This is a genomic window from Methylobacterium sp. (assembly GCF_019745455.1).
GTDB lineage: Bacteria > Pseudomonadota > Alphaproteobacteria > Rhizobiales > Beijerinckiaceae > Methylobacterium.
In genome coordinates this window covers 58,542-84,186 of record NZ_JAIETD010000058.1, presented here as the reverse complement: position 1 = coordinate 84,186, position 25,645 = coordinate 58,542, and the positions used below count along the sequence as shown (strand labels likewise).

The 25,645-nt window shown below is 61.6% G+C and carries 21 protein-coding genes; 7 read left to right on the top strand and 14 right to left on the bottom strand.

Annotation, left to right across the window (positions count from 1 at the left end):
• A partial coding sequence (locus K2Y56_RS14300; protein WP_292508557.1) for an HWE histidine kinase domain-containing protein occupies positions 1-850 on the top strand: 850 nt, incomplete at its 5' end.
• 94 nt (positions 851-944) lie between these two features.
• Here the strand turns inward: K2Y56_RS14300 and K2Y56_RS14295 are convergent.
• From K2Y56_RS14295 to K2Y56_RS14260, 8 genes are all read right to left on the bottom strand, one after another.
• Positions 945-2,996: an ATP-binding protein gene (locus K2Y56_RS14295; protein ID WP_292508554.1), complete on the bottom strand. Its 2,052-nt coding sequence runs from the start codon at positions 2,994-2,996 to the stop codon at positions 945-947.
• On the bottom strand, positions 2,996-4,519 hold the full coding sequence (locus tag K2Y56_RS14290) for an ATPase domain-containing protein (protein WP_292508551.1): 1,524 nt from the start codon (positions 4,517-4,519) through the stop codon (positions 2,996-2,998). The genes K2Y56_RS14295 and K2Y56_RS14290 overlap by 1 nt, the downstream gene beginning before the upstream one ends.
• Before the next feature lie 849 nt (positions 4,520-5,368).
• Positions 5,369-5,584 (bottom strand): hypothetical protein, encoded by a 216-nt coding sequence (locus tag K2Y56_RS14285; protein WP_292508548.1) that lies wholly within the window; start codon positions 5,582-5,584, stop codon positions 5,369-5,371.
• A gap of 667 nt (positions 5,585-6,251) precedes the next feature.
• The gene (locus K2Y56_RS14280) at positions 6,252-7,274 is read right to left on the bottom strand and encodes an LLM class flavin-dependent oxidoreductase (protein WP_292508545.1); all 1,023 of its coding nucleotides are present in this window, start codon (positions 7,272-7,274) and stop codon (positions 6,252-6,254) included.
• Positions 7,275-8,108: 834 nt separating this feature from the next.
• On the bottom strand, positions 8,109-8,930 hold the full coding sequence (locus tag K2Y56_RS14275) for an oxidoreductase (protein ID WP_292508585.1): 822 nt from the start codon (positions 8,928-8,930) through the stop codon (positions 8,109-8,111).
• 268 nt (positions 8,931-9,198) lie between these two features.
• Positions 9,199-9,741, bottom strand: coding sequence for a TetR family transcriptional regulator (locus K2Y56_RS14270; protein WP_292508542.1), 543 nt, complete (start codon positions 9,739-9,741; stop codon positions 9,199-9,201).
• Between the two features lie 231 nt (positions 9,742-9,972).
• Positions 9,973-13,080, bottom strand: a complete 3,108-nt coding sequence (locus K2Y56_RS14265; RefSeq protein WP_292508539.1) for an efflux RND transporter permease subunit — start codon at positions 13,078-13,080, stop codon at positions 9,973-9,975.
• Positions 13,077-14,162, bottom strand: a complete 1,086-nt coding sequence (locus K2Y56_RS14260) for an efflux RND transporter periplasmic adaptor subunit (protein WP_292508536.1) — start codon at positions 14,160-14,162, stop codon at positions 13,077-13,079. The genes K2Y56_RS14265 and K2Y56_RS14260 overlap by 4 nt, the downstream gene beginning before the upstream one ends.
• An 858-nt stretch (positions 14,163-15,020) precedes the next feature.
• On the opposite strand from K2Y56_RS14260, the gene K2Y56_RS14255 reads away from it, so the two are divergent.
• The 3 genes from K2Y56_RS14255 (at position 15,021) to K2Y56_RS14245 (ending at position 16,280) form a co-directional block, all read left to right on the top strand.
• Positions 15,021-15,395 (top strand): hypothetical protein, encoded by a 375-nt coding sequence (locus tag K2Y56_RS14255; protein ID WP_292508534.1) that lies wholly within the window; start codon positions 15,021-15,023, stop codon positions 15,393-15,395.
• Between the two features lie 90 nt (positions 15,396-15,485).
• Complete coding sequence (locus K2Y56_RS14250) at positions 15,486-15,845, top strand: DUF2934 domain-containing protein (protein ID WP_292508532.1); 360 nt, start codon at positions 15,486-15,488, stop codon at positions 15,843-15,845.
• A gap of 168 nt (positions 15,846-16,013) precedes the next feature.
• The gene (locus tag K2Y56_RS14245; RefSeq protein WP_292508529.1) at positions 16,014-16,280 is read left to right on the top strand and encodes a hypothetical protein; all 267 of its coding nucleotides are present in this window, start codon (positions 16,014-16,016) and stop codon (positions 16,278-16,280) included.
• 494 nt (positions 16,281-16,774) lie between these two features.
• On the opposite strand, the gene K2Y56_RS14240 is transcribed toward K2Y56_RS14245, so the two are convergent.
• Together K2Y56_RS14240 and K2Y56_RS14235 are read right to left on the bottom strand one after the other, a co-directional pair.
• Positions 16,775-17,146, bottom strand: a complete 372-nt coding sequence (locus tag K2Y56_RS14240; protein WP_292508527.1) for a hypothetical protein — start codon at positions 17,144-17,146, stop codon at positions 16,775-16,777.
• 56 nt (positions 17,147-17,202) lie between these two features.
• Positions 17,203-17,871 (bottom strand): peptide deformylase, encoded by a 669-nt coding sequence (locus K2Y56_RS14235; protein ID WP_366848821.1) that lies wholly within the window; start codon positions 17,869-17,871, stop codon positions 17,203-17,205.
• Positions 17,872-18,279: 408 nt separating this feature from the next.
• Between K2Y56_RS14235 and K2Y56_RS14230 the strand changes: the two genes are divergently transcribed.
• Positions 18,280-19,461 carry an aminotransferase class I/II-fold pyridoxal phosphate-dependent enzyme gene (locus K2Y56_RS14230; protein WP_292508523.1) on the top strand — a complete coding sequence of 394 codons (1,182 nt, stop codon included), beginning with the start codon at positions 18,280-18,282 and terminating at the stop codon, positions 19,459-19,461.
• An 87-nt stretch (positions 19,462-19,548) separates the two neighbouring features.
• Here K2Y56_RS14230 and K2Y56_RS14225 read toward each other — a convergent pair whose 3' ends face one another.
• Positions 19,549-20,526: a TorF family putative porin gene (locus K2Y56_RS14225; protein ID WP_292508520.1), complete on the bottom strand. Its 978-nt coding sequence runs from the start codon at positions 20,524-20,526 to the stop codon at positions 19,549-19,551.
• Between the two features lie 415 nt (positions 20,527-20,941).
• Between K2Y56_RS14225 and K2Y56_RS14220 the strand changes: the two genes are divergently transcribed.
• Both K2Y56_RS14220 and K2Y56_RS14215 read left to right on the top strand, forming a co-directional pair.
• Complete coding sequence (locus tag K2Y56_RS14220) at positions 20,942-21,475, top strand: DUF4142 domain-containing protein (protein ID WP_292508517.1); 534 nt, start codon at positions 20,942-20,944, stop codon at positions 21,473-21,475.
• Positions 21,476-21,686: 211 nt separating this feature from the next.
• Positions 21,687-22,049, top strand: coding sequence for a hypothetical protein (locus tag K2Y56_RS14215; protein ID WP_292508515.1), 363 nt, complete (start codon positions 21,687-21,689; stop codon positions 22,047-22,049).
• 59 nt (positions 22,050-22,108) lie between these two features.
• Here K2Y56_RS14215 and K2Y56_RS14210 read toward each other — a convergent pair whose 3' ends face one another.
• From K2Y56_RS14210 to K2Y56_RS14200, 3 genes are read right to left on the bottom strand one after another with little or no spacing between them, the layout of a single operon-like run.
• Positions 22,109-23,071: a type II secretion system F family protein gene (locus K2Y56_RS14210; protein WP_292508513.1), complete on the bottom strand. Its 963-nt coding sequence runs from the start codon at positions 23,069-23,071 to the stop codon at positions 22,109-22,111.
• 53 nt (positions 23,072-23,124) lie between these two features.
• The gene (locus K2Y56_RS14205) at positions 23,125-24,093 is read right to left on the bottom strand and encodes a type II secretion system F family protein (protein WP_292508512.1); all 969 of its coding nucleotides are present in this window, start codon (positions 24,091-24,093) and stop codon (positions 23,125-23,127) included.
• Entirely contained in the window at positions 24,090-25,550 is a 1,461-nt protein-coding gene (locus K2Y56_RS14200) for a CpaF family protein (protein WP_292508509.1), read from the bottom strand. The genes K2Y56_RS14205 and K2Y56_RS14200 overlap by 4 nt, the downstream gene beginning before the upstream one ends.
• Between the last annotated feature and the right edge of the window lie 95 nt (positions 25,551-25,645).

Sequence of the window (25,645 nt, the reverse complement as noted above, 5' to 3'; positions counted from 1 at the left end):
GAATGGTGGCCGGCTTCGCCTCGGAACGACGGCCGGCTTCAAATCGGAATCCCCGGCCGGCTTCGTCGGAATACGCACTCTCGACGAAATTCGGGCCGCTCTCGTCGCCGGCGAAGCCTATCAGGGCGAAGCCATCAACTATCGGAAGGACGGCTCAACGTACTATGTCGAGTGGCTCATCACTCCCATTCGGGGTGATGACGGACACATCTCGCATTGGGTCTCGGCCCAGCGCGACATCACCGAGCGGCATGCCGCCGAGGACCGCCAGACCTTGATGGTCCGCGAGCTTCATCACCGGGTCAAGAACACGCTCGCAACAGTCCAGGCTGTCCTAAATGCGACCACCCGCTCATCGACGAGCATCCCGGACTTTGCCCGCATTCTGACCGGACGAATCACCTCGTTGGCGAAAACCCACGCCATGATCACCGAGGATCTGGCTCAGGCAGTCCTGTTCCGACAGCTCATCGAGGCTGAACTCCGCGTCTACGAGAACGGGCGGGACCGGCTATCGCTCAACGGCCCGCCGGTCGTGCTGCCATCAGAGCTGGCTGTTCCTATCGGGATGGCCTTGCACGAACTGACTATCAATGCCCTGAAGCACGGCGCGTTGGCGCATTCAGACGGCCGTATCGAGGTGACCTGGTCCCTCGAGACTGCCACTTCGGGGCAACGGCTGCACTGGGTGTGGAACGAGCACGACGGACCTCCCGTGGCGCTGCCGACGCGGGACGGTTTCGGGTCGCGCGTCCTCAACCGCGTGCTGACCGCCCAGGTTGGGGCCCAGGTCGACATCGCCTACGACCCGGATGGGTTGCGCGTCACCGTTGACATGCCGCTAAAGTGAGTCGGCAATAAAGTGTTGTCCTGCCTGTGACTCGGGCGACCGACTGTCCCGAAAACAATGCTTCTATTGACAGCGGCAACTGGATAACGCCGCCTTAAGTGTTGCCTCCCAGAACAAGGCGGAGGGAGCGGGCGAGCTCATCGCGGCGGTAGGGCTTGTTCAGCACCGGCAGCTCGCCATCCCCGATGACCTGTCCCTCATCGAGGTTTGCGACGTAACCGGATGTTAGCAAGATCTTGAGGCCAGGCCGCATCCGTGCCGCCTCGATGGCAAGCTGCGATCCGTTCATTCCGCCAGGCATGACCACGTCCGAGAATAGGATGTCGACGCGCTCGACACCCTTAAGGTGGTCCAGCGCCTCGGCAGCATTTCGGGCGACGATGACCTTGTAGCGTAGCTCTTCCAGGCTCTCTACAGCCATGCCGAGCACCTGCTCGTCGTCTTCGACCAGCAAGATCGTCTCACCTTCACCAGCACGGCGGAGGGGCAGATTGCTCACCGAGCCCGTTCCCATCTCTTCGCCCGCCGGATCACTGGAGCGAGGGAAGTACAGGTTCACCGACGTTCCCCTACCTGTCTCCGAGTCGATGGCGACGAAGCCCTTAGCGCTGCGCGTGAAGCCGTAGACTTGGGACAGGCCGAGCCCTGTGCCCTTGCCGACTTCCTTGGTTGTGAAGAACGGTTCGAACACGCGCTGGAGCATGTCGGGCGGGATGCCGTCGCCCGTGTCGGTCACGGACACCAGAACGTAGGAGCCTGGGTGAACCCCCTTGTCGGCGACGGCGGCCGTGCCGAGGCGAACGTTGCGACTGCTCACCGCGATACGAGGCATCGCCACGCCGGTCTCCATGGCATCGCGCGCATTGACGATCAGGTTCAGCACCGCTGCCTCGAACTGTGCCGGATCGATCCGAATTGGGTCGACAGCCGGGTCGAGGTCGAAGGCGAGCTCGACTGCACCCCCCGCCGCGCGCTCGGCCAATGGCTTGAAGTCCAATAGCAGGCGGTTGGGATTGAGGGTTTGCGGACGCAGCATCTGCCTGCGTGAGAAGGCAAGAAGCTGCTGGGTAAGCTGCTCCCCACGGCGCGCAGCCGTCATTGCCGCCTCAGCCAATCGCGTGACACGCTCATACTGCTCCGGCCGCCGGATGATCATGTCGAGCCCGCCGACGATGACGGTGAGGAGGTTGTTGAAGTCGTGCGCGACGCCGCCGGTCAGCTGGCCGATGGCTTCCATCTTCTGGGCCTGGCGCAGCGCGTCCTCGGTGATGCGTTGGTCGGTGCGGTCCATCAGCACTCCGGCAATGCGTGCTGGCCGACCTTCATCATCGAACCTGACCTGGCCTCGCAGAGCAGCCCAGCGCACGGCCCCGTCAGGCCGCTTGATCCTGCATTCGAGGTCGAGCGAACCAGTTTCTGGCGCCGCTGCGAAGGCTTGCTCGACGAGCAAGCGATCCTCCTCGACGACGTGGGTGATGACGCTTTCCGGTGTCCAGGACGGCATCCCGTCGGAATAGCCGAAGATGGCGTCGAACCGAGGTGATTGGCGAGAGGTGCCGCTGGACAGGTCGAGGTCCCACGAGCCCATCCCTGCCGCATCGAGAGCGAAGGCCAGGGTCTCGCGCGCCGCCTCGACCTCGCGGGTCCGCTCGATGACGCGCCGCTCCAGGTCCTCGTTGAGAACGCGCAGGTCCTCTTGAGTCCGTTCACGTTCCTGAAGGAGGCTTCGGGCGTGATACTGCCGGCTGCGAGCCCGCAGGGCCGAAGCTGCGGCGCTGGTCAGGGTCTCTGCGTTGATCGGACGCTCCAGCAGCACGACGTTGCCGAGACGCGAGAGGATGCCCGCTGCGCGCTCTGATCTGCGGCCGCTTTGGCGCGTAGCCAGGACAATGAAAGGAAAGTCCGACCAAGCTGGCTGTGCCTCGAGCCATGCGAAGAGCCGGGTCGTGTCCGCCTCCGCGAGCGCTTCCTCGGTGACGAGCGCCGCGCCAGCGCCAATTTGCAGGCAGTCCATCCAATTCGAGAGGTCCGAGCATACCGTGGACAGATTGCCTGACTTTGAAAGCACTTGCTCGATGACGGCTGCATCTCGTCCTCGCGGTGCCAGGATGACGATGCGCCCTTCTTTCTTCACGGTCCGGGTCATTACATCTTGTTCTCAGCCGATACACGATCGCTCAACATTCCGACCCTTCCCTCATAGGTGGGAAGCCCCGTCAGCACGCCTTGGAAATCGGTCAAAGCCTCCCCGACCTGGAGGCCCTGCGATGTGAGCTTGAGCTCCCGGATCGTGCGCTCATGGGCGTTGACGCGGCTCTTGACCGCCGAGAGGGCGGTGCGGACCTCGCCCTGAGCCTCGAAGAACCGGAATAGTAGGACGGCATCGCTGAGATAACTGAGATCGACGTCAGTACGCACCTCCCCGACGATGCCGTGCTGTCCCAGTATCAGCAGGGTCGTGACGCCCTGCTGGTTCAGGTAACTCAGCAGCTCATGCATCTGCAGAATCAGGAATTCCTCACCCGGCATGGCATGCAGGTAGGCATTCAGGCTATCGATGACGACGAAGGTGGCACCGCGTTCCTCGACCGCGAAACGGACTTTTGAGGCAAATTCGCCGGGCGACAGCTCGGCCGGATCAATCTGCAGGATGGTCAGACGACCGGTATCGATATGCTGGGTGAGGTCCATGCCAAGTGCGGTCGCACGCGCCAACAGCGTGGCGAGCCCCTCGTCGAACAGAAAGTAGGTTGCTACCTCTTCTCTCTCCAGAGCGGCGAGCATGCAGCGTACCCCCATCGTGGTCTTGCCGACACCGGAAGGGCCGATGAGCAATGTATTGGTGCCTGGCACCAAGCCCCCGCCCATGAGGAGATCAAGCTCTACTGAGCCGGTCGACGTCGCGGTTGCGTCGAAGGTCGCGCGGTGGTCAGCGGCCACGAGGCGCGGGAAAACGCTCAAGCCCCCCGTATCGAGGACGAAGTCGTGATAGCCGCCGCGGAACTTGATGCCGCGCATCTTCACGATGCGGAGGCGGCGCCGCTCTGAACCGAACTCGCGTGGCGACTGCTCCAGCGAGATGACGCCATGGGCGATGCTGTGAAGCTGCTGATCCCCAGCTTCCGAGGTGCGGTCGTCGAGCATCAGGACGGTGCAGTTGCGGCGAGCGAAGAACTGTTTCAGCGCCAGGATCTGGCGGCGGTAGCGCAAGGGGCTCTGGGCGAGAAGGCGCAGTTCGGACAGGCTGTCGAATACGACTCGACCGGGATTGAGGTCCTCGACCCTGGCGATGACTTCCCGGACTGTCTCGCCGAGCTCGACCTCGGATGGGTGGAGAACCGATTGCTCACTGTCGGGGTCGAGGCCTAGCTCGTTGACGAGTTCGTAGATCTCGATGCCGTCGAGTGACCAGCCATGCGTGGTGGCGGCCGCCCGAAGCTCGTCTGCGGTCTCCGACAGCGTGACGTAGAGACCTTGCTCGCCAAGGTCGGCGCCGGCAAGCAGGAACTGCAGGGAGAGAGTGGTCTTGCCGGTGCCGGGCGTCCCCTCCAGCAGGTAGAGACGATCCGCCGTAAGCCCGCCGCCAAGGATCTCGTCCAGGCCGCTTATGCCAGTCTGTATCCGTGTGCTCGATGGAGTGGAAGGTACCGCGCGCGTGAGGTCCGTCATCGGTCCAGGCTCATGGCAGAACTTCCTATGCGAAATTTCCAGTGACAGTCTGAGACGTTGCACCCTTAAGATCAGGTTTAGCCGTAAAAGGTTCCGCCTTTGTAGACGCGGCATCGCCATCGTGCTCAACACGCACTGGCCTACCCCCCTTAGGTCGCTCGGTTCAAATCTCATGCATTGTGAGCTTGTCGACCAAGCTTGAGGTGACCGGCGAAGGAGGTTGCGTTGGCGCAGTCGGGCACGGCACGGCGCTTGGTGCCGGCGGTTTGCGGCTAAGCCCGCCGAACTCCTCGCGACACCGGTATTGGGTGAACGGCGTCGCGCTGATCGTGCGGATCGCATCCGAAACGGTTGTCCCTGCGACAACAGCAGATCGACCTAGACTAGCTTCGCGGTGATCTCTCCAAGCTGATGCTTCCTCAGCATTCCTGGCACCCTCCATAGGCTCAAAAGCCTAAATCAGGGAAGACAACCCTTCAGGGAGCGAGGAATTAACACCCAATATTAGCATTGAAGAGTCAGTGCACCAGTCTCGAAATCAACTCTTGCGATTATCTATAGAGAAAACCGCCCGTCTCGCATTGCATCGACAAGGCAGCTGCTGAAACGGGTACTCCAAACTTAATCGATGGCTAGAACATCGCGCTTCCGTAGAGCAGGAACTCGCCATCAGCAGAGTCGGGCTCCTAGCACACTAGATAACGTTCGGTTTCCCACCCGGCCCGGTTATTCAGATTCGGGAAAGCCGAAGCCCAGTCGATCCTGCGGCCTCAGCCCAGAAGCAGAGAAGCCCCGCTGGGAACCAGCGGGGCTTCTCAATCTGTAGCAGCGACGATTGCGTCGTTCTGCTCAAGCGGCGCGCTGCGCACCTCCGACCCGTACGTTCTCGTTGCCAACCTTGAGGGCACTGCGCTTAGCGGAAGCAGGAGCCGTCTCGGCGACAGCGACAAACTCACCAGCGGAAACGGCGGCGCCGGCCTTGGGGCCCAGCCGGTCAGCCAGGAAGGCAACCAGCGCAACGTTGGCAGCGCCAGCGGCGACGACGGTCAGAAGCAGGGTGATCATGGCGGTCTTCTCGTGTGTTTGTTTGCGTTGCGGTATCTATGACGCCTCGCAGCATTCTTTGGTATGCCACATTTCTAATGCCAGCCATACAGCCTGCGCATAGGTAGGGTCACCGATCGGGTGAGCCCCCACGTGAATGCATTATGGTTCCTCTCATCTCAGTCGCTAAGCTCTATTGTGCATGGACATAAGCAGCGACTTCTGCTTATTGACCAACCGAGAGATGCCGAAGAATGGCTCAGCTTAAGCATGACCAACAAGCATCGTTGGGTTGCACGAGAAGATTGTGGAAACGCTACATGAATGTCGCTAGAGTTCGCGTTAATGCGGAACAGTGGTTCGAACCGCCTGAACCCATCTTGGATCGCTATCTGCTGAGGTCACGCCGCAGAGCTGCTAACGACAATCGTCGTCGCTCTATCGAGACCTTCCGAAGCGTGCAGATCGCCACTTGCGTCGCGTTGATCGGCGCGATCTCGCTGTTGGCTCTCTAGGGTCCGCGACCCGCATCCATATCTGTTGCTATTTCATACTGAAGTGTTTGACGCGACTATTTTGCCGCAGGCCTGGTATAACAGAAAATGACGAATTAATTCACTCTAGCGCGCACGTTCCGAAATCCGATAGAATAATAAGAACTGAACTTCGGTGTTGGCCTGAAGTTAGATCATTGCAGAAAGTGCTCGGCAGCCAGACTTCGGGCTTTCGATGGTTTCACAGCCTCAGCGATCAATTCGACGGAACGCAGTCGCGCCTGATGGTCGTAGACGTCTGAGACAATCATCACCTCGTCGACGCCGGTTTCGGTAACGAAGGCTTGCAGCCCCGTTCTGACGGTTTGGACGGAGCCGACAACTGACCGTGCCAGCATACGCCAGGCTTGAGCCTTTTCAGCCGGGGACCAGTAGGTCTCGATGTCGTCGATGGGGGGCTTGCTAAGCCCGCGTTGTCCCCGGACCATGTCGGTAAAGGACATCTGCTGAGTGGTCGCGAGCCGCCTCGCTTGAGAATCGGCATCGGCTGCAATGACGTTGATGCCGGCCATCGCGTACGGTCGGTCGAGCTGGGCCGAGGGCTTGAAGCGGCTGCGGTAGACCTCGAGCGCTGACAGCAGCATGTCGGGCGCAAAGTGCGAGGCAAACGCATATGGCAGCCCGAGCTCAGCCGCCACCATCGCCCCGAAGTGGCTTGAGCCCAATATCCACAGCGGCACGTTGGTCCCCGCAGCCGGCACTGCAATGATTCGCTGGTCTGGCCCGGCCGGCTTTAGGAAGGCCTGGAGTTCGAGTACATCCTGCGGGAACTGGTCCGACGCGTCGGCTGAGCGCCGCATTGCTCGCACAGCTGGTTGATCGGTGCCAGGCGCACGGCCAAGCCCGAGATCAATGCGTCCGGGATAGAGCCGCTCCAGCGTGCCGAATTGTTCGGCGACGATGTAGGGCGCATGGTTCGGCAGCATGATGCCGCCGGCGCCGACCCGAATCGTCTTGGTGCCACCGGCGATATGACCGATGACGATCGCTGTAGCGGCGCTGGCAATTCCAATCATGTTGTGGTGCTCAGCCACCCAAACCCGCTTATAGCCCCACTCCTCGACATGGAGAGCGAGGTCTCGGGCATTGTTGATCGCGGTTCCGGCGTCCGTGTCCTGCGTGACGCGGACTAGTTCCAGGAGTGAAAGAACTGTCATCTCGGCTCATTCCTCGCGGTCAAACTCACGATCGCCTATCGTCGCATGCATCTCGACAGACGAGCGGGAGCCAGCCACCACAGGCTGACTGGCTGTTCATCGCTCTCGTATGGCCTTGGTTATGGGAGGTCTTCGGCGCTATCCCCGACCTTAATCGCTCGTCAGCGTGCCTCGCGTTTCGGCGCTGGGTCGTGCGCTCGGACACATCCTCGATGTCAGCCGGTAATTTCGGATGTCACGAAGCGCGGGTTCTGGAGTGACAGAAGTAACGAGTGACTTAGATCAGGCTGATCAGAAAGATTAGCCCCTGATTTTAACGAAAGCTTATGAAGCATCACGAAAGTGAGGCATGTGATAATGATTTGCCAATGGCCGACATTGTACTTGAAAATCTAAACCTACGAATTAACGCTTTGCGGGAGCGGCAAATGGCCGCTTTCTGGATGCTCACAGGAGGTTAGTAGTGACCGAGACTGGCATTCATGCGGACCGTCCGGTGTCGATTCCACGGTGACATAGGATACGGTCCGTTTCGTCGATAGAAGCAGACCATCGTCCCGTAGCAGCAGAACCGATATGAAAGCCGTTAGGGTTCATCTCACGGCGCACTGGTGGGCGGTCGGAAGGATCTGGCCAGACATGTTTACCTCGGTTCACTCTTCGCATCATTAGCAGCCGATGCGGTCAACTCGAAATGAGCTGGGTCTGCTTTCCCGAGAGGAACGCCGTCGAACTCGCGTAACGCCGATCTCCCTATGGTCGGCAGGAGATTATAGGCTGATTCGTGGTGCGGAACTTTCAGATTGCCGCCGTTTCGGACCCAGCCATGGGTCTTCACGAGGCCGCAGGAAGACCTATCTGCTTTCGATAGCTCTTGTCGAAGCCTTTGGCCGGCACGAAACGGCGAAGCAGGCTGACCTGTCGTGCCTTCGATCCGGCGGTATAACGCAGGTTGGGGCTCGCTGCTGTAGCGGCCATCAGGATGACCTTCGCCACGACCTCGGGGGTATCTGCGGTCGTCATCATCTCACGCAGGAACCTGTCCCGCCCGGCACGCTCGATCTCATAGATGTCCAGCGGCCGGTCGGACCGGACCAGGTTCTGGTCGAAGGATGTCCGCGTGTAGGCAGGTTCGATCAGCACAACGCGGATGCCCTGGCCGCGAATCTCGTGGTCGAGCGATTCCGAGTAGCCTTCCACCGCATGCTTGCTCGCGCCGTATAGCGCCATGTAGGGCGCAGGGATTAGCCCCAGCACCGAGCTGATGTTGATGATGCGTCCATCGTTCTGCGACCTCATGATGGGAAGGACCGCACGGATGGTGCGGACGACGCCGAACAGGTTGACGTCGAACATCGCTTTCGCCTGTTCGACCGAGGACTCCTCGGCGGCGCCGCTGATACCGAAGCCGGCATTGTTGACGAGGAGGTCGATGCGCCCCGTCTCGCCGAACACCGTCTCGACCATGGTCGCGACCGAGTCGTCTTCGGTCACGTCGCAGGTCAGCATCTGAATGTCCGAGCCGGCGGCCGGCGCTGGGTTTCGGCTGGTTCCGAAGACTCTGTAACCTGCGGCCTGCAAAACCTTGGCGGTTGCCAATCCGATTCCCGAGGTAGCACCCGTGACGATCGCGGTCTTCTTCGATGCTTGGTTCACGACGCTCTCCTTCAGGGCAGCCATTCCAGATGCCATCCCAGCGTCGATAGATTATGCTTATAATTTATTAAGGCAAGTCCCGGATGCCGGAGATTGCTGTGACAAGCGCAGCTTCGAATCGAAGCCAGGCTCGCACCTCCTGGCGAGCGGTTTGCCTCGCAGCGCGAAGGTGATGCTGCAGAGCCGTTTCGCAACCTTCACTGAACGGCACGGAACGTCTCTATGAACCGAGGCCCGCTTCACCCCCCCAAGGCATGCCTTCTCGCCGTCAGGAGGCGACAGAAGCGTGCGCCGCCTGGAGCAGATCGTTCGCCAGCGCTTCGTCATTGACGGCCCGCGCAAGGACCACGGCGCCGACGAGTGTCGACAGCGTCGCAAGGGACTTCTGCCGACGGCGCTCCCGCGATGCCTTCGGCGTCAGATTTGCGAGAATGGAGGCCAGACCCTCGACACCTTTGGTAAATCGCGTCCGAACTGGACTGTTCGGCGCTTCCCGCGAGATGTCGTTCGCCAGGGCCGCGAGGGGACATCCCATTCCTGGTGTCTGGACATGCGCCAGGGATAGGTAGTTGGCGAGGATGGCATCCACATCGCCGCGCCGATCCTCGGCGATTGCGGAGTCGAACGCCTCAGCCGCCAGGGCGTCCTTGTTGGCGAACTGTCCGTAGAAGCCGCCATGGGTCAGGCCGGCTGAGGCCATGATGTCCGCGACGCCGACGCCGTGGAGTCCGCGCTCACGGAAAAGAGTCGCCGCGACCTCGACGACGCGCTGACGGTTGAGTCTTGCCTGCTCCTGGGAAACCCTTGGCATATCCTGATCCTTCGACCTTCCGATATCCATTATAGATGCGTTACGTCATCTAATGAAGGGTCGCTTCACAGGTCGTCCCCGAAGGCCGGTCGGAGGAGGACGAGTTAACGGCCCGCTCGAAGGGCGCAGGCCGGTCGCCGTATCGCACCGTCGGTCGACCGGGAGGCGTGATCCTCGGATGTTCCTGGGCCTGGACAGGAACCTTCCTTGAACCTCGAGACCTTCAGAGCCTCACGACTTGGCCGGGAGGGGCATTCCATCTGCTTCCGATGCGACGTGGACGGCTCTCGGCTCCCGCGCCACCCGGAACCAAAGGGCGTAGAGTGCCGGCAGGAACAGTAGGGTCAGGAGCGTTCCGACGCCGACGCCGCCGATCAGGACATAGGCCAGGGCTCCCCAGAACACTGAGTGGGTCAGCGGGATGAAGGCCAGCATCGCCGCGGCCGCGGTCAGGATGACGGGGCGTGCCCGTCGAACCGTGGACTCGACGATAGCCTCGTAATTGGACAAACCCGCCGCCTGGTCGTGGTGGATCTGGTCCACCAGGATCAGGGTGTTGCGCATCAGGATGCCCGACAGGGCGATCAGCCCGAGGATCGCGTTGAAGCCGAAGGGTTGGTGAAAGAGCAGCAGGGTCGGCGCAGCGCCGACGAGCCCCAGCGGCGCGGTAGCGAAGACCATGAACATGGTCGCAAACGAGCGCACCTGGATCATGATGACCGTCAGCGTCACGATCAGCATGATCGGGAACACCGCGACCAGCGATAGCATCGCCTTCTCGCTCTCCTCCACCGCGCCGGCCGTGTCGATGCGGTAGCCAGGCGGCAGCTTGGCCTTGAGCGGGTCCAGCAGGGGAAAGACCTGGGCATGGATATCAGGCGGTTGCTTGCCATCGAGCACATCGCCCTGCACGCGGATGTAGGTCTCACGATTGTAGCGTTTCAGCACCGCGTCCTCGGTGCGTGTCTCCAGACGCGCCACTTGCGAGACCGGCACCTGGCGCCCGTCCTTCGTCGCCAGCGTGAGGTCGCCGATCTCGCCGGGCGAGCGCCGTTCGGGGCCGGGGCTGCGCAGGAGCACATCGACGGAGCGCAGATTCTCGCGCACCTGGGTAGCGGGCGTGCCGTTGAGGTAGCTCTGCAACTGCTGGCCGGCTTCCTTCGGCGTCAGGCCGATGAGGCGTAGGCGCTCCTGATCGAGGGCGAGGTGAAGGCTCGGGGTTTTGCCGCCCCAGTCGAGGTGGACGAGGCGCATGTTAGGGTTGGCCGCCATGACATCCCGGACCTCGCCGGCGATGCCGCGAATGACGTCGAGGTCAGGTCCCACCACCCGGAAGGCGACGGGAAAGCGGATGGGCGGGCCGAACACGATCTGCTGCACCCGCACACGGGCTTCCGGAAAGCGGCCTTCGTCCACGAGCGTTCGGACCTTGCCGCGCAGGACGTCGCGGGCGTGCACGTCCGCGGTCTGCACCACGATCTGCGCATAGGCGGGGTCCGGCAGCTCAGGGTCGAACGACAGCACGAAGCGCGGCATGCCCTGACCGATATAGCTTGTGATCTCGCCGGCCTCGGGGAGGGCACGCACGGCGGCCTCGATCCGCTTGACGCTGGCTTCCGTGGTCGCGAAGGCCGAACCCGCCGGAAGCGTCGCCTCGACGATGAGCTCGGGCCGCTCTGAGTTCGGGAAGAACTGCTGCTCGACCTTGCCCATGGCCACGACGGAAAGGGCGAACAGCCCGACCGTGATGCCGGCGGCCACCCACTTGTGGTCGACGGACATACGAACGATCCTGCGAAGGCGCTCGTAGTTCCTGGTGGCGTAGATGGCATCGTGCCCGCCTTCCACCTTCTTGATGTTGGGGAGAAGCTTGACGCCGAGATAGGGCGTGAAGGTCACGGCCACGAGCCACGAAATGATCAGCGAGAAGGCCACCACCCAGAAGATGTTACCGGCGTATTCGCCCGCCGTGGAGGCGGCGAAGCCCACCGGGAGGAAGCCCGCGATGGTCACGATGGTGCCGGTGAGCATCGGCGCGGCGGTCGCGCTCCAGGCATAGGTCGCCGCCTCGACGCGGTCGTAGCCCTCCTCCATGCGCACTACCATCATCTCGATGGCGATGATGGCGTCGTCCACGAGGAGGCCGAGCGAGATGATGAGGGCGCCGAGGCTGATACGGTCGAAGTCGCGCCCAGTGACCAACATGACTACGAACACCCCCGACAGGGTGAGCGGCACGGCCAGTGCCACCACGATGCCGACCCGAAATCCGAGCGCCACCAGGGACACGAAGATCACCACGCCGAGGGCGGTGAAGAACTTGACCATGAATTCATGGATGGCGTCGTCGATGACCTTGGCCTGATCGGTGATCTTGGTGAAGGTGATGCCGACCGGCGTCTCGTGATGGATGGCTACTTCCTCCGCGTTCAACGACTCACCGAGCTTGAGGCCGTTGAAGCCGGGCTTCATCACGAGGCCGAGCATCAGAGCCGCCTCGCCGTCGTTGCGAATCGCGAAGACCTTCGGGTCCTCATAGCCGCGCTTGACCTCGGCGATGTCGCCGAGCTTGAGACTCCGGTCGCCGGCAGCGACCGGTAGGTCGCGGATCGCATCGAGCCCGTCTATGGCCCCGTCGAGGCGCAGGTAAACCCGCGGTCCCGACGCCTCGACAAAGCCGGCCGGCGTCACGTCGTTTTGGTTGGCCAGAGCCGCGAGCAGTTGCTGGCCGGTGATGCCGAGCGTGGCGAGGCGCTGATAGGAGATCTCAACGAAGATCTTCTGGGCCTGCTCGCCGAGGATGTTGATCTTCTCGACGCCCGGCACCCGCAGCAGCCGCTGGCGCATGTCCTCGGCGCGCAGGACGAGTTGCCGGTGCGGCAGGCCCCTCGCTTGCAGGGCGTAGAGGGCGAAGTAGATGTCGGAGAATTCGTCGTTGAACAGCGGCCCCATCACCCCACGCGGCAGGCTGGAGGCCTGGTCGGAGAGCTTTTTTCGTGCCTGGTAGAACTCGGACGGGAGTTTGGCCGGGGGCATGTTGTCCTTGAAGATGACCTTGGTCACCATCAGGCCGGGGCGTACCGTGGTTTCAGCCCGGTCGTAGTAGACGAGTTCCTGAAGGCGCTTCTCCAGGGGGTCGGCAACCTGGCGCTGCATCTCCTCGGCGGTGGCACCGGGCCACGCGGCCGAAACCGTCATGACCTTGACGGTGAAGGCCGGGTCTTCGGCACGCCCGAGCTTCTGGAAGGCGAAGAATCCTGCTCCGGTGAGCGCGATCAGGAGAAACAGCGTGACGGCGCGCTCGCGCACGGCCAGGGCGGAGAGGTTGAAGCTGCTCATCGCACCGCTCCGGTCATGCTCGGGGGCGCCTGGCGCACCTTCTGGTCGGCTTTGAGGAGATGGGCGCCAACCGCTACGATTCGATCGCCGGGGGTCAGGCCGTAAGCGACCTCCGCGCTCTCCTCGCCCAATCGAACGAGGGTGACAGTCTGCGGCTTCACCGTCTCGGTGGCGGCGTCGTAGCGCCAGACGGCGGTGCCATGCCCCTGATCGAACAGGGAGGCCAGGGGAACCTCCACCCGCGCTGCAAGGCCTGCGGCTTGGGCTTTGAGCTGAAGGGTCACGGTTGCGCCCAGCGGTGCGTCTTCACCGCGCCCGGAGAGGATGTAGCGTGCGCGGTATGTCCGCGTCGCCGGATCGGCCGTGGCGGACAATTCCCGCAAGCGCGCCGGATAGGTCGCTGCGCCCTCAGCGTAGAGGGTCGCGGAGGCCGAGCCCTGCGCCACGAGTCGACTCGCCTCCGGCAGAAAAACCTCTGCCTCACGGGATCCATCGCGCGCGAGCTTGACCACCGTCTGGCCGGCGGCGACCACCTGCCCTGGCTCGGACGGCACCTCCATCACGACGCCATCCGCATCGGCCTGGAGCTCGGAATAACCGGCTTGGTTCGAGACCTGGCTCGCCTGGGCCTCGGCGCTGGCGAACTGGGCGACGGCCGCATCGGCTGCGGCCTTGTTCTGGTCGTAGGTCTGCTTCGAGGTCCAGCCGTCACCGACGAGCTTGCGGCTACGCTCCTCGTCGGCCTTGGTCCTGATCATCTGGGCGCGGGCAGCCTCGACCGAAGCCCGGGCCGCTGTGAACGCCAGGGTGAAGTCGGTCCGGTCGAGACGCATCAGAGGCTGACCGCGCTTGACGCGGTCGCCTGGATCGACGAGGCGTTCGAGGATCTTGCCGCCGACCCGAAAGCCGAGGTTGCTCTCCGTGCGCGCCCGGATGACGCCGGTGTAGCGCGATATGCCTCCCGTCGCGGCGGCGACCTCGACTGTCTGGACCAGAGGAGGATTTGGGCTGACGGCGGTTTCAGCCGGCGAACACCCCGCAAGAGCTAACCCTGTGAGCCCGAGCAGCCATCTCGCATCCATCGCCAATCTCCACGCGATCGTTTCGCAGGTCTTTTAAAATTATGAACGTCATTTCTAATGAGGAGCATGCGCCGTCAATGGTCGGTGCCGCATGCCAAAAAAATGTTCCCCCAGCTGCATATCTTCCAGTCCTGCAGCCGAGCGTCGTCGATGAAGGCAGCTGGATGGTCACCGCTTTATACATGTCATAAGCAATTTTAAACTGGTGGATCGGGCGTACGACCTGTGGGGCCGAGAACCACATCCAGGGAATGGCCGAGAACGGGCTCTCTCGACGCCACTCCTTCTCGATGGCGAAGGCGGTTCGGCCAGCGACCTTGCGGAGGAGGACAAGGTCAGCCGATGATTGTGCGTCGCCATTCGTTGGCGGGCGCCAGGGCTTCATCGCTCGTTAACCTTGGCGGCGCGATCGTCCCGACGTCATCGGTGGGCACGAGCTCGAGCAGAGGGACGATGCGACGGCTGGCGCTTCTTCTGATCCTCGCGACCCATCAGACCGCCCTCGCGGAGGAGCCGCTTCTCCTTCGCATAAGGCCGAACCACAATGAGGATGAGTTCGGACGTGGCAGCGCGGCATCGCCGGAAGCGATCGCTCGGCAGGCGTGGCTGGCTCGCGAGGCAGTGTGGGAGCGTAGCCGCCGCAACGCCGAGATCGCGATCGCATCGATTTGTACCGGGTGCCTTAAGGAGCCGACATATCCGCCCGTGAACGGCATGGCCGGGGGCGATCCCGGTTCGCGATTGCCGCAGACCACGCAGTTGGGACCCTGACGAGGCTCAAGCTGTGATACCGGGGACGACGACGTGTTGGCGTCGTCCTCCGTCCGACCGCGAAATCCGATACCCAGAGGCATACGTATGACTCAGTCGCACCCGACCAGTGGTCCCGTGGCAGACCCCGATTGCCCAGTTCCGCTCGATCTTCTCGGCTCCGTCTACCGGGCCGACGCCGATGACCTGCCCGAGATCCTGGCCGCCATTCCGGCGACGACACGCGCCAAGCTCGCGGTCTACCTCTATGGCAAGAGCCACATGCATCAGCTCGGGCTGACGGTTGCGCGGGCGTGCCAGCGCGAGGACCTCGTGCGCGTCGCCGGTGAAATTGGCTCGGTGGTCCACGGTCAGTCGCAACTCAAGCCGGCCAAGGCGCCCGTTGCGGCACCGACGGCTGCGCCGGCCCCCAAGAAGATCAGCCTCGGCGGTTCCTCGGCCAAGGGTCGCAGTTTCGACTGAACACCCGGGCCGGCGAACATCCGAAAGCGATTAACCGACCATTAACCAGCCGCTTTCATCGTTCCGGCGGGATCCGGACAGGAGAGCGAGATGCCATCTATCGAACAGCAGGTGCGTGAGCGCGCCTATTACATCTGGGAAGGCGAGGGTCGGGCTTTTGGTCAGGCCGTCGAACATTGGCTCAGGGCAGAAGCCGAGTTTCGCGCCCTGGACGAAGTTGCCGCGCCGGTGATTGCCGTCGTGCAGGCCTCGTCCGCGAAGAGCCCGGCCAAGACCTTGAAGCCACGATCCGCGCGGGGCGCGAGCGCCGCAGCCGTGGCGGTGAAGGCAGAAGCGAGGGCGGTCAAGGCCCCGGCAGCTGCTAAACCCGCCGCTGCCAAACTTGCCGCGAAGCCGAAGACGAAGTCCACGCGGGGGGACCATTCGGGATCGAGTGCGGTTCTGCACTGACGCCCGTTTTCTCACCGAACCGAAAAGCTCGCTTCCTACCCGGGAGGGGAGCTTTTTTTGCGCCGTAGTTCACCGGCGGCCTGCTGGAACGCCTGGTCAACCTTAGCCGTTGTCATGGCGATCAGACGGGCCATGTCCCGTCGATTCCCTCGTCGAAGGAACACGATCATGATCATCCGCGCCTGCGCATTACTGCTCCTCGCGACTCTCGCTGCTCCGGGTGTCGCTCAGGCTCGCGGACCTAGCCGCGACATCGATGCAACCGGCACGGTCGGTGGCCGTGCACCGTGGAGCCAGAACTGGGAATACGATTCGGGCAGCGACAACGATCGGCGGCCGGAACTACCATATTATCAGCAGGGCCGAGGTCAGCAGACGGGCGGACCTGCCCGCAATTTGCTACCGGAAGACGGGCTTCACATCGTACCTCGCTGAGAGCACTCACCTGAGCATCGAGCGCGCCGCGTGCCGAAGGCGATGCGGCCCCTACGAGGATTGAACGCTAGGGTACTTTCCCGTTTCTGGCCGCCTTTACGGCAAGACCCACATGCACTTCTGCGATGTGCTGACGGTCAGACATTCGAACGGCGCGCCTCCGATCATGGCGCGTTGGGCGACTTCGCCAAGATCGGCTTTGGAAACCAGCCGGCAGGAGGGATGGGCGGCGAGCCGAGGGGCCGCGTCCGCCGATGACGTAAGACCTGCTGTGAGCACGCGCAGCTCGACGAGAGTCTCGCAGGCGATCGCTCCAGGTGTTGCGTCATCGGCGCGTACCGCCGGCGCCTCACGGAGCGCAATCAGCAACCCTGCTGCGATGAGAAGCGCCGACCGCGCGTAAACGACTCGTAATCTCATCATCATCGCGAAGTCCCCAGATCACTATTTCGGAAGGACTTTCAGGTGGGCTCCACTGGCTGTCGTGCCCATGATCAGCGGCGTGAGCTGAGAGGTGCTGCCTGTTTCGCCGTCGAAAGTGGAAGGGATCCCGAGACGACCCAATGACAGATCGTCGTGCCTTGCAGAGCAAGGCATTCGTAATCCCTGCCATTCAGCGCGACACGGTCGGTGACGGCCGCGACCTTGTCTCGATCGATCAGGATGCAACCAAGGTGGTCCGCCTTGGTATCGGCAAGAATTACCGCTGCCGCGGCCGAATCTTCGTTGATGCGACTGACGAGGATGCGCAGGTTGGATAGAGAAGGACAGGCCACGGCCGTACTCGGACGTACAGGCGCTGCGGCAGCGGTGGTAGCAGCCCCTAACAGGACACAGAGGATCACGATGCGCGCCGGTTTGCTCATAAGGTTGTCGTATCACAGCCCGACGAGGGGCTACCAGGGTGGCCGTGGTCGGCAGCTCACTCGTGCCGGCGCAGTTTCACAAAACGCCTTCTCGCCCTTTCCCGGCGCAGCCGAGAAAGCCGCTCGATCCAGAAGATGCCGTCCAGCTGATCGATCTCGTGCTGAAGGCAAGCCGCTTCGAAGCCTTCGGCAGCCTCAGAATGTTCGCGCCCATGGAGATCGCGATACGTCAGTCGGATGCGTGCCGGGCGCTCGACGTCGTCGCGGATGCCCGGCATCGAGACGCTGCCTTCCTCATGGATCGCCCGCTCCTCGGACATCTCAGTGATGACCGGATTGACGTAGGTCCGCGGCGCGACTCCTGGTTCCATCTGCAGGACGACCAGTCGTTCGCTCAAGCCGACGTGGGGACCGGCAAGCCCGATCGCGGCCGCCTTCTGCAATGCGCCGAGGAGTCCGGCGGCTCGCTCTTCCAGACCCTTGTCAAAGATCATCACCGGCGCGGCGGCCTGAGCAAGCCTCGAATCGGGATAAATAACCAAATCGAATACAGGCATTCGGAGGGGCTCTGTCCTTCTAAACCCGGAACGATGCCGTAGCTCACCCGTTGGCGCTTCGACCTGTGCAACGCTATGACAGAAGGAAGTTGTGATGAAGAGCCTTTTTGCCGGAACCGTTCTTGCTGCCGCGCTGATCAGCGCCGTGCCCGCTTCTGCCCAGCGCATCGATATCGGCCCAGGTGGCCCCAGCGTGGATCTACGCTCACGCGGCGAGAGGGAGCGCGATTACCGGCGTGATGATTATCGCCGGGATCGTGAGAGCGATCGCCGTCTGTATCGTGAGCAGCGCTACAATGACGACCGTGGAGATCGCCGGGACCGCCGTGGGTACGGCTACTGACGCAGTCGAACGAGCCTTGGTCGAGGCGACCGCGACTTAGTCAGCCGGACGTCGACTACGAGCGATGGGGTGGTGCGAGGCCTCCACGATCTTCCATGATCGTGGAGGCCTTGATCGTTTTCATGCTGACCGGTGGGCTTTTCTATCCGCCCATCCAGTCGATCGTGGTGGCGCAAGCAGTTTGCTGACCGAAACCTCTTGGAACGTTGCCGGAATGGCGCGATGAAGCCGCCATGACCTACGACAGCCGGTATTTCCCACGTAAAACCAGTTCGGTCCGCGTGTCTCGCGTGGCGCCGTTCCTTGCGATGGATGTCATGACCGCCGCCGCCCTCAAGGAGAGGTCCGGCGCCAGCGTCATTCACATGGAGGTCGGGCAGCCATCTGGCCCGGCTCCGAGACGTGTCATCGCCGCCGCAGGACAGGCGCTGTCATCGGGCCGGTTGCCCTATACCGAGGCGCTCGGTATGCCCGTTCTGCGCGAGCGAATTGCGCGTCACTATCGAGATACCTACAGGGTCGTGGTCGCACCCGAGCGGATCGTGGTGACGACTGGTTCGTCGGCAGGTTTCGTGCTGACGTTTCTCACCCTTTTCGACGCCGGCGCCCGCGTGGCGGTACCAGAGCCCGGCTATCCAGCCTATCGCAATATCCTGAATGCGCTCGATCTCATACCGGCGCCGTTGCGGCTGCATGCCGAAGACCGTTTTGCGCCGACAGGGGAGGGGGTCCGAGCCTTGCATGCACAGGAGCCCTTGGCAGGTCTCCTGGTAATGAGCCCGGCCAACCCCTCTGGGACCGTGATCGAGCCTGCGAGGTTGTCAGAGCTATGCCGGACTGCCCGCGATCTCGGTATCCCCATCATTTCCGATGAGATTTACCACGGTCTCGAATACGGCGTAGCGATCCAGACGGCGCTACAGACCGACCCGGATGCCGTCATCATCAACTCGTTTTCGAAGACATGGTCGATGACGGGTTGGCGCATCGGCTGGATGGTGGTGCCCGAGGCGCTGGTTCGACCGGTGGAACGTCTGGCGCAGAACCTCTACATCTCGGCGCCCTACCTGTCTCAGGTGGCGGCTCTGGCCGCCTTCGATGCCATCGAGGAAGTCGAGTCGACGAGAGCCGGCTACGAGGCTAACCGGACGCTGCTGCTCGATGCCTTCCCGGCCCTGGGCCTCGGGCGAACTCATCCTTCGGATGGCGCCTTCTATCTCTACGCCGATGTCTCGGACCTCACGGACGATTCCACGCATTTCTGTCGCCGGATGCTCGATGAGGCGGGAGTGGCCGCGACGCCGGGCCTCGACTTCGACCCCGTGGAGGGCCGCCACCATGTCCGCTTCTCCTTCGCCGGAAGCCATGACGATTGCTGCGAGGCGGTTACACGCCTGCGCAACTGGAAGCGCTGACCAAAACAAACACGCGCCGGACCTTGGGACCGGCGCGCTCAACGTTCTTAGCTTAACATCTTCAGATCGCTGTTGCTGATCTAGGTCTCAACGGAAAAGGTTGAGGAGACCGCCGGGCTCTGCATAGATGCCGGGAGCAGCCGTGGAGGTCTGGAACGTGATCGAGCCGATTACGGCTTCGCCACACCACTTCGACGTGCCGCCGTTCGTAAGTTGGCGGAAGTCGCCGGTCAGCGCGGCACATTGGGTCTTGCTCAAGTCGGTATCGTGATAGCGGACATCGAGCACGATGTTCTTGTAGGTGTAAGACAATCCCACATTGCCGTAGAGGTAGCTCGGTAAGTTGAAGCTAGGAAAGCGGCCAGGCGCCGTGCTTCCAAAAGCTCCGGTGGCTGAGCTCTTGGCGCTGCCGAGAAAGAAATAGCCGAGCTCGCTCGAGATCGAGAAGCCGCCAGCATAGGCTTCGGGAAGGAATGAGAACAGTGTGGCAGGGAGCGTGAAAGCTGCGGTGCCCGATGCATAGGTGCTATTGGCATGAGTGCCGAGGAAATTCGGCGAAAAGAACACATTGGCGCCGAGAGTGAGCGAGTCGGTGGCGGTGTACAGCACCTTGCCGGCGGCCTCATAGTAGTCGGTGTTGGCAGTCGTGAATGGTGTTATTCCGTCGGCATTGAAAAGCCGGGTCTCGTTCGGATAAAAGTAGTACAAGATGCCGAGGTCGAAGGCGAACTTGCCGAAGGTCGGACGGATACCGGCGACGAGATCGAATTCCATGTCGGGTCTGGTGGGTAGGCGCGTCTGATAGGTTGCAAAGCCTGCGTAAGCGAAATTATTAAAGAATTGCGCTTCGAAGAAGGTTTGGTAGCTGCCTTGTAGATTCGACTGCGACACGCCGCGGAAATTGTAGTCTGTCTGGTAGCGCGATCCGAAGGAGAACCCTATCAGTGGGTCAGGCGCCTTCGCCTCGACCGGCATGACTTTCGGTGCCGCGTAATCGGCGGCGATTGCCGATGAGCAGGCCATTGCAAGGCCGCCAAGTGCAGCTAGAACAAGTTTCGTCGTCATGTGCATACCCATTTGATCCTCTTGCCGACGCTGCCCGTCGGACGTCTCTTGGCGGATCTCGGAAAGCACTTGCTGCGAAGGCAGCAGGAGCACTTTAACGAGGCCCGATCTTCAGCAAAGGTATCGGCGGGTACTTAACGCAGAAAGCACGGGCAGGCACACCACTTGCGCAAATTCCAAGCAGGTCGCCCATGAAACGGTCAAGTCGTAATACGGGAATCATAATGGACCTAACTGTTGCCGCAAAGCTTCAGCAGTCCGAGGCTGTTTGTCCGGAAGGATCCTTCAGAAGCTAGCAACTGTCGGGCAGCGAAAACGTGATTCGTGGGCAGTACGACAACCGCTGCGAGACGAGGCGAAAGGGAACCCGGGGTATCCCACCTTGATTGCCATCGACAATCAAGGAGGAGCCACAATGAAACGCCACGCTTTAGTCATCACATGTCTGCTCGCTGGAACCCCAGCACTCGCGCAATCCGTCGGCGAGAAAACCGGTCTCAATTCTCTGATCGGTACGAGTCCAACGACGGAAGACTTTGTTCTTCAGGCCGCAATCAGCGACATGTTCGAGATCCAATCCAGCCAGCTTGCGCTGGAGCGAGCCGACGACAAAACCAAGGCCTACGCCCAGCAGATGATCTCCGACCATGAGAAGGTCTCTGGCGAAATGAAGGGCATGGTGACGGGTGGGAAGGTCAAGGCCACGATCCCGACTGCTCTCGACGGCAGCCATCAGAGCAAGCTTGACAAGCTCAAGGAGCTCAAGGGCGCCGATTTCACAAAACGCTACCACGACGAGCAGGTGACGGCTCACAAGAATGCCGTCGACCTGTTTCAGCGGTATGCGAATGGCGGCGAGAATGCAGAGTTGAAGGCCTGGGCCGCTAAGACCGTCCCGGCATTGGAACACCATCTCAAGATGGCTCAGGATCTCGACAAACAGTCCTGATTCTCGAAAGACCTTTCGCCGCCTGCTCCGATCAGGCCGCGACAGCGCTTCGGCCAGTTCGGTATCGGATGCAGCCGTCAGCCTCACATTGGCGTAAGCGAAAAACAGGGGGCCGCATCCGCCGCCTCCTGTCGCAGGATCGCCTCCTTGGCTTCCAGCGCTAATCGGGCGATGTCCCTTTCATTTTCACGGACCGCGGATCGAAAAGACGATGGACGTCAAGCTGGCGCAGGAGGTCAGGCTCGCTGCCGCATATGCACGCCGCCGGGCGGAGAAGTATTCGGGGATCGGCGGAGACGCTCTTCCGTTGGCAGTCATCAAGGCCTTCGATGACACCGTCCGCGGCCATCTTGAGCGCGATCCCCGCATTGAGGACGAACGGGACCGCGTCCTGATTACTGCGGTGAGCTTGGCCGAAGCCCGTCCAGAGGACGGAACGGTCGCAATACAGCGCTGGAGAGAGCGGTTGGTCGATGCGATCGACGGCCTTGAACGCGTGACCTTGGCTCTTGGTGTCGTCAACCGCCGCGGCGCCGCCGCGGGTCTTGGAGATGTCGGCGAGAAGCTGACCTAGCCAGCGAGACGGTTCTAGGACCCAGCGCCGGCTCTCTGTTCTAAACTGCGACTTACCCTTCAGCGCATGATCTGTATCGCGGCCGGCGTCAGAATTACGACAAAGAGTACCGGCAGGAAGAACAGGATCATCGGCACGGTGAGTTTCGGCGGGAGGGCAGCAGCCTTCTTTTCAGCTGCGGTCATGCGCAGGTCCCGACTCTCTTGGGACAAGACACGCAATGCTTGGCCGACAGGCGTCCCGTAGCGTTCAGCCTGAATCAGGGCGGTGGTGACGGCCTTGATGGAATCGAGACCGGTACGCATCGCAAGATTTTCGAAAGCAAGCCGCCGATCTGGAAGATACGACAGCTCGGCGGTCATGACGGCTAGCTCTTCCGCCAGCGTCAACGACTGGATCGCAATCTCGGCGCTGACTTTACGAAAGGCATGTTCGACCGACATGCCCGATTCGACGCATATCAGCGCGAGGTCGAGCGCATCAGGCCAAGCCGCTCGGATTTCGGTCTGACGCTTTGAGATCCTGTTCGAGAGGTAGATTTCTGGAGCTTTGATACCAAGGATTGCCGCCACGATGACAATCATCACACGTATCAGGATAGGCTGATCGAGTACCTGCAATACGAATAGATAGAAGATACTGAATACGACGGCGATGATTGGGCTGATCATTCGGAAAAACAGGAACCCGGTCTCCGCCCCGGGTGACCTGTATCCTGCCATGGCGAGTTGCCGCTTGGCCGTTTCGGTGCCCAACCAACGCGTCAGATTGAATTGATCGACCACTCGTTTCATGTATGCCTTCGGCGTCACTCGGAGCGAGGCCTTGTTGCCCAATCGCTCACGCTCCCTACGGCGGATCTCCTCTCTCTCATCTCCGACGAGTTTCATCCGCCTGCTGAGACGGTCAGGCTCAAGGATAGGCTGCAGCAAGGCGAAGGCCGTCGCGGCGGCGGCAATGCCAACAAGAACCAGACCTATGAACCGCGGATTAATCAGGTTCTCAGCGTAGAGCATAATCATCGTGATGGTCCGCGAGATCGTGACGACTGATTTTTTTAATCAGTTGTAATATTTCAAAAATCGAAGTTGATCATTTTCTTCATCGTGAAAATACCAATCGACATCCAAAGCGCCGATGCGACAAGCGCAATGCGTCCAAGATCTGTCGTCCACAGAAGCGCAATGTAGGCGGGACTCGAGAAATACGTGAGTACGCCGACCACAAAAGGGAGTGCGGCGATGATGCCGCCTGATGCCTTGGCTTCCATGCTCATCGCTTGAATCTTGCCAGCCATCTTTTTGCGCTCTCGCAGGACTCGCGAGAGATTGCCCAGGGCCTCCGATAGGTTTCCGCCCGAACTCGATTGGATGCTGATGACGATGGCGAAGAAGTTCACGTCAGCTACCGGAACGCGCTCGTACATCTTCTGCATCACGTCCCCTACGGGCAAGCCAAGCGTCTGAGCATCGACGATCTGCTTGAATTCCGACCGAATTGGCTCCTCGGCTTCGCGCGAGATGATCTTGAAGCAATCCCCAAGGGGAATGCCGGAGCGCACGCCACGCGTGATGATATCAATGGCCGTCGGAAGCTCGTTTATGAAAGCTTTGATTCGACGCTTTCGCAACCGCGCAAGCAGCCATCTCGGCAGTCCAAAAGCGCCGGCAAACAGCGCGGCAAGTGCTGCGATGGGAGTCGAGGTGAGCAAGAGTATGAGCACAGCAGACGTTGCGCCCAACAAGGCGGAAATGACGAAGAATTTCTGCTTTGACCAGTCAAGGCCAGCGCGCGCAATCTTTAGTTCGAGTGAAACCTTGGTTCCTGCGGTCTTTGCTTCGATCTCCTTCAGGCTGCGAGCAACTTGTTCGCGTCGGTTCACGGTGGCGACCCTTGCGGAGGGTGTTGTCACGATGCTGGCAGCACGAAGCCGCTGCTCGGCCCTGTTCTCACCCAGGAGGTAGGGAGCTAGAAGCGCATAGGCGACCCCGCCCGCAGCGATCGCCGCAAGTGCCGAAGCAAGCGCGACATTTGCTCCGATCATGCGGTTTCCCCTTCGAGAACGGCCGCAGCGTCCAGGGCGGCGGCTAGGGCTTGATCCTCGCCATAATAACGGGCGCGTTCCCAGAAGCGCGGGCGGCCTATGCCTGTAGAGCGATGGCGCCCGATCAGCCGCCCATTCGCATCCTCGCCGCGGATGTCGTAGACGAACAGGTCTTGCGTGATGATGACGTCGCCTTCCATGCCCATCACTTCGGTGATGTGGGTGATACGACGAGAGCCGTCGCGCAGGCGGGTCGCCTGCACGATGACGTCGATCGATCCGCAGATCATCTCCCGCAGGGTGCGCGAAGGCAGTGTGAACCCGCCCATCGTAATCATGGACTCGATACGTCCGAGGGCTTCGCGCGGCGAGTTCGCGTGAAGCGTTCCCATCGACCCGTCGTGACCGGTGTTCATCGCCTGCAGGAGATCGAAGGCCTCGGGTCCGCGTACCTCGCCGACGATGATCCGCTCCGGTCGCATGCGCAGGCAGTTTTTCACCAGGTCTCGCATCGTGACCTGGCCCGATCCCTCCATGTTGGCGGGGCGTGTCTCGAGGCGAACCACATGGGCCTGCTGAAGCTGCAGCTCCGCCGCATCCTCGCAGGTGATGATGCGCTCGTCCTCGTCTATATAGCGTGTCAGGCAGTTCAGGAGCGTCGTCTTGCCCGAGCCGGTGCCGCCGGAAATCACGACGTTGCAGCGAACACGGCCGATGATCTGGAGGATCTTGGCGCCTTCGGGTGAGATCGCTCCGAACTTGACGAGTTGATCGAGGGTCAGCTTGTCCTTCTTAAACTTGCGGATCGTAAGGATCGGACCGTCCAGCGCCAGCGGCGGCGCGATGATGTTGACGCGCGAACCGTCGGGCAAACGTGCGTCACAGATCGGAGATGATTCATCGACGCGCCGGCCGACCTGGCTGACGATGCGCTGACAGATGTTCATCAATTGCTGATTGTCACGAAAGCGGACGTTGGTGAGCTGGATCTTGCCCCCGACTTCGATGAAGGCGCGGTTTGCCCCGTTGACCATGATGTCGGCGATGTCGTCGCGGGCCAGCAGCGGCTCCAGTGGCCCGTAGCCGAGGACGTCGTTGCAGATATCGTCGAGCAATTCCTCCTGCTCGGCGATCGACAGCACCATGTTCTTGAGGCCGATGATCTCCGAGACGATGTCGCGAATTTCCTCGCGCGCAGTCTCGGCATCGAGGCGTGAGAGCTGCGTCAGGTCGATCGCTTCGATCAACGCGCCGAAGATCATGCTCTTGGTGCGATAGTACTCCTCGGATTTCTGAGGCTCTGCGGCCACGATCGGCTCGGGCCGTCGGTTCGTTTCCGTGCGCGTGACGACGGCGGGCGTCTCCTCCCGCGCAATCTGGTACGGCAGGCTGCGTTCGGAACTCGCGGGAGAGGGCGCGGTCTGTACGGCTGCCGACCCGTTTCTCCTACCGAACATGGCAAAGCATCCGCGCTGGGGTCACGGAAGAAGCCGCCTCGGGAGGACGGGCGGTCAGCATGCGCTCCGGGGTGGTATGGGAGTGAAAGAGGCGC

Excerpts from the sequence above, each read along its gene's own strand:
- K2Y56_RS14295 (WP_292508554.1), bottom strand. The coding sequence starts at position 2,996 with ATGACCCGGACCGTGAAGAAAGAAGGGCGCATCGTCATCCTGGCACCG.
- K2Y56_RS14290 (WP_292508551.1), bottom strand. The coding sequence starts at position 4,519 with ATGACGGACCTCACGCGCGCGGTACCTTCCACTCCATCGAGCACACGG.
- K2Y56_RS14285 (WP_292508548.1), bottom strand. The coding sequence starts at position 5,584 with ATGATCACCCTGCTTCTGACCGTCGTCGCCGCTGGCGCTGCCAACGTT.
- K2Y56_RS14280 (WP_292508545.1), bottom strand. The coding sequence starts at position 7,274 with ATGACAGTTCTTTCACTCCTGGAACTAGTCCGCGTCACGCAGGACACG.
- K2Y56_RS14270 (WP_292508542.1), bottom strand. The coding sequence starts at position 9,741 with ATGCCAAGGGTTTCCCAGGAGCAGGCAAGACTCAACCGTCAGCGCGTC.
- K2Y56_RS14265 (WP_292508539.1), bottom strand. The coding sequence starts at position 13,080 with ATGAGCAGCTTCAACCTCTCCGCCCTGGCCGTGCGCGAGCGCGCCGTC.
- K2Y56_RS14260 (WP_292508536.1), bottom strand. The coding sequence starts at position 14,162 with ATGGATGCGAGATGGCTGCTCGGGCTCACAGGGTTAGCTCTTGCGGGG.
- K2Y56_RS14255 (WP_292508534.1), top strand. The coding sequence starts at position 15,021 with ATGACTCAGTCGCACCCGACCAGTGGTCCCGTGGCAGACCCCGATTGC.
- K2Y56_RS14250 (WP_292508532.1), top strand. The coding sequence starts at position 15,486 with ATGCCATCTATCGAACAGCAGGTGCGTGAGCGCGCCTATTACATCTGG.
- K2Y56_RS14245 (WP_292508529.1), top strand. The coding sequence starts at position 16,014 with ATGATCATCCGCGCCTGCGCATTACTGCTCCTCGCGACTCTCGCTGCT.
- K2Y56_RS14240 (WP_292508527.1), bottom strand. The coding sequence starts at position 17,146 with ATGAGCAAACCGGCGCGCATCGTGATCCTCTGTGTCCTGTTAGGGGCT.
- K2Y56_RS14235 (WP_366848821.1), bottom strand. The coding sequence starts at position 17,871 with ATGCGCTGGGCAGAAGCGGGCACGGCGCTGATCAGCGCGGCAGCAAGA.
- K2Y56_RS14230 (WP_292508523.1), top strand. The coding sequence starts at position 18,280 with ATGACCTACGACAGCCGGTATTTCCCACGTAAAACCAGTTCGGTCCGC.
- K2Y56_RS14225 (WP_292508520.1), bottom strand. The coding sequence starts at position 20,526 with ATGACGACGAAACTTGTTCTAGCTGCACTTGGCGGCCTTGCAATGGCC.
- K2Y56_RS14220 (WP_292508517.1), top strand. The coding sequence starts at position 20,942 with ATGAAACGCCACGCTTTAGTCATCACATGTCTGCTCGCTGGAACCCCA.
- K2Y56_RS14215 (WP_292508515.1), top strand. The coding sequence starts at position 21,687 with ATGGACGTCAAGCTGGCGCAGGAGGTCAGGCTCGCTGCCGCATATGCA.
- K2Y56_RS14210 (WP_292508513.1), bottom strand. The coding sequence starts at position 23,071 with ATGATTATGCTCTACGCTGAGAACCTGATTAATCCGCGGTTCATAGGT.
- K2Y56_RS14205 (WP_292508512.1), bottom strand. The coding sequence starts at position 24,093 with ATGATCGGAGCAAATGTCGCGCTTGCTTCGGCACTTGCGGCGATCGCT.
- K2Y56_RS14200 (WP_292508509.1), bottom strand. The coding sequence starts at position 25,550 with ATGTTCGGTAGGAGAAACGGGTCGGCAGCCGTACAGACCGCGCCCTCT.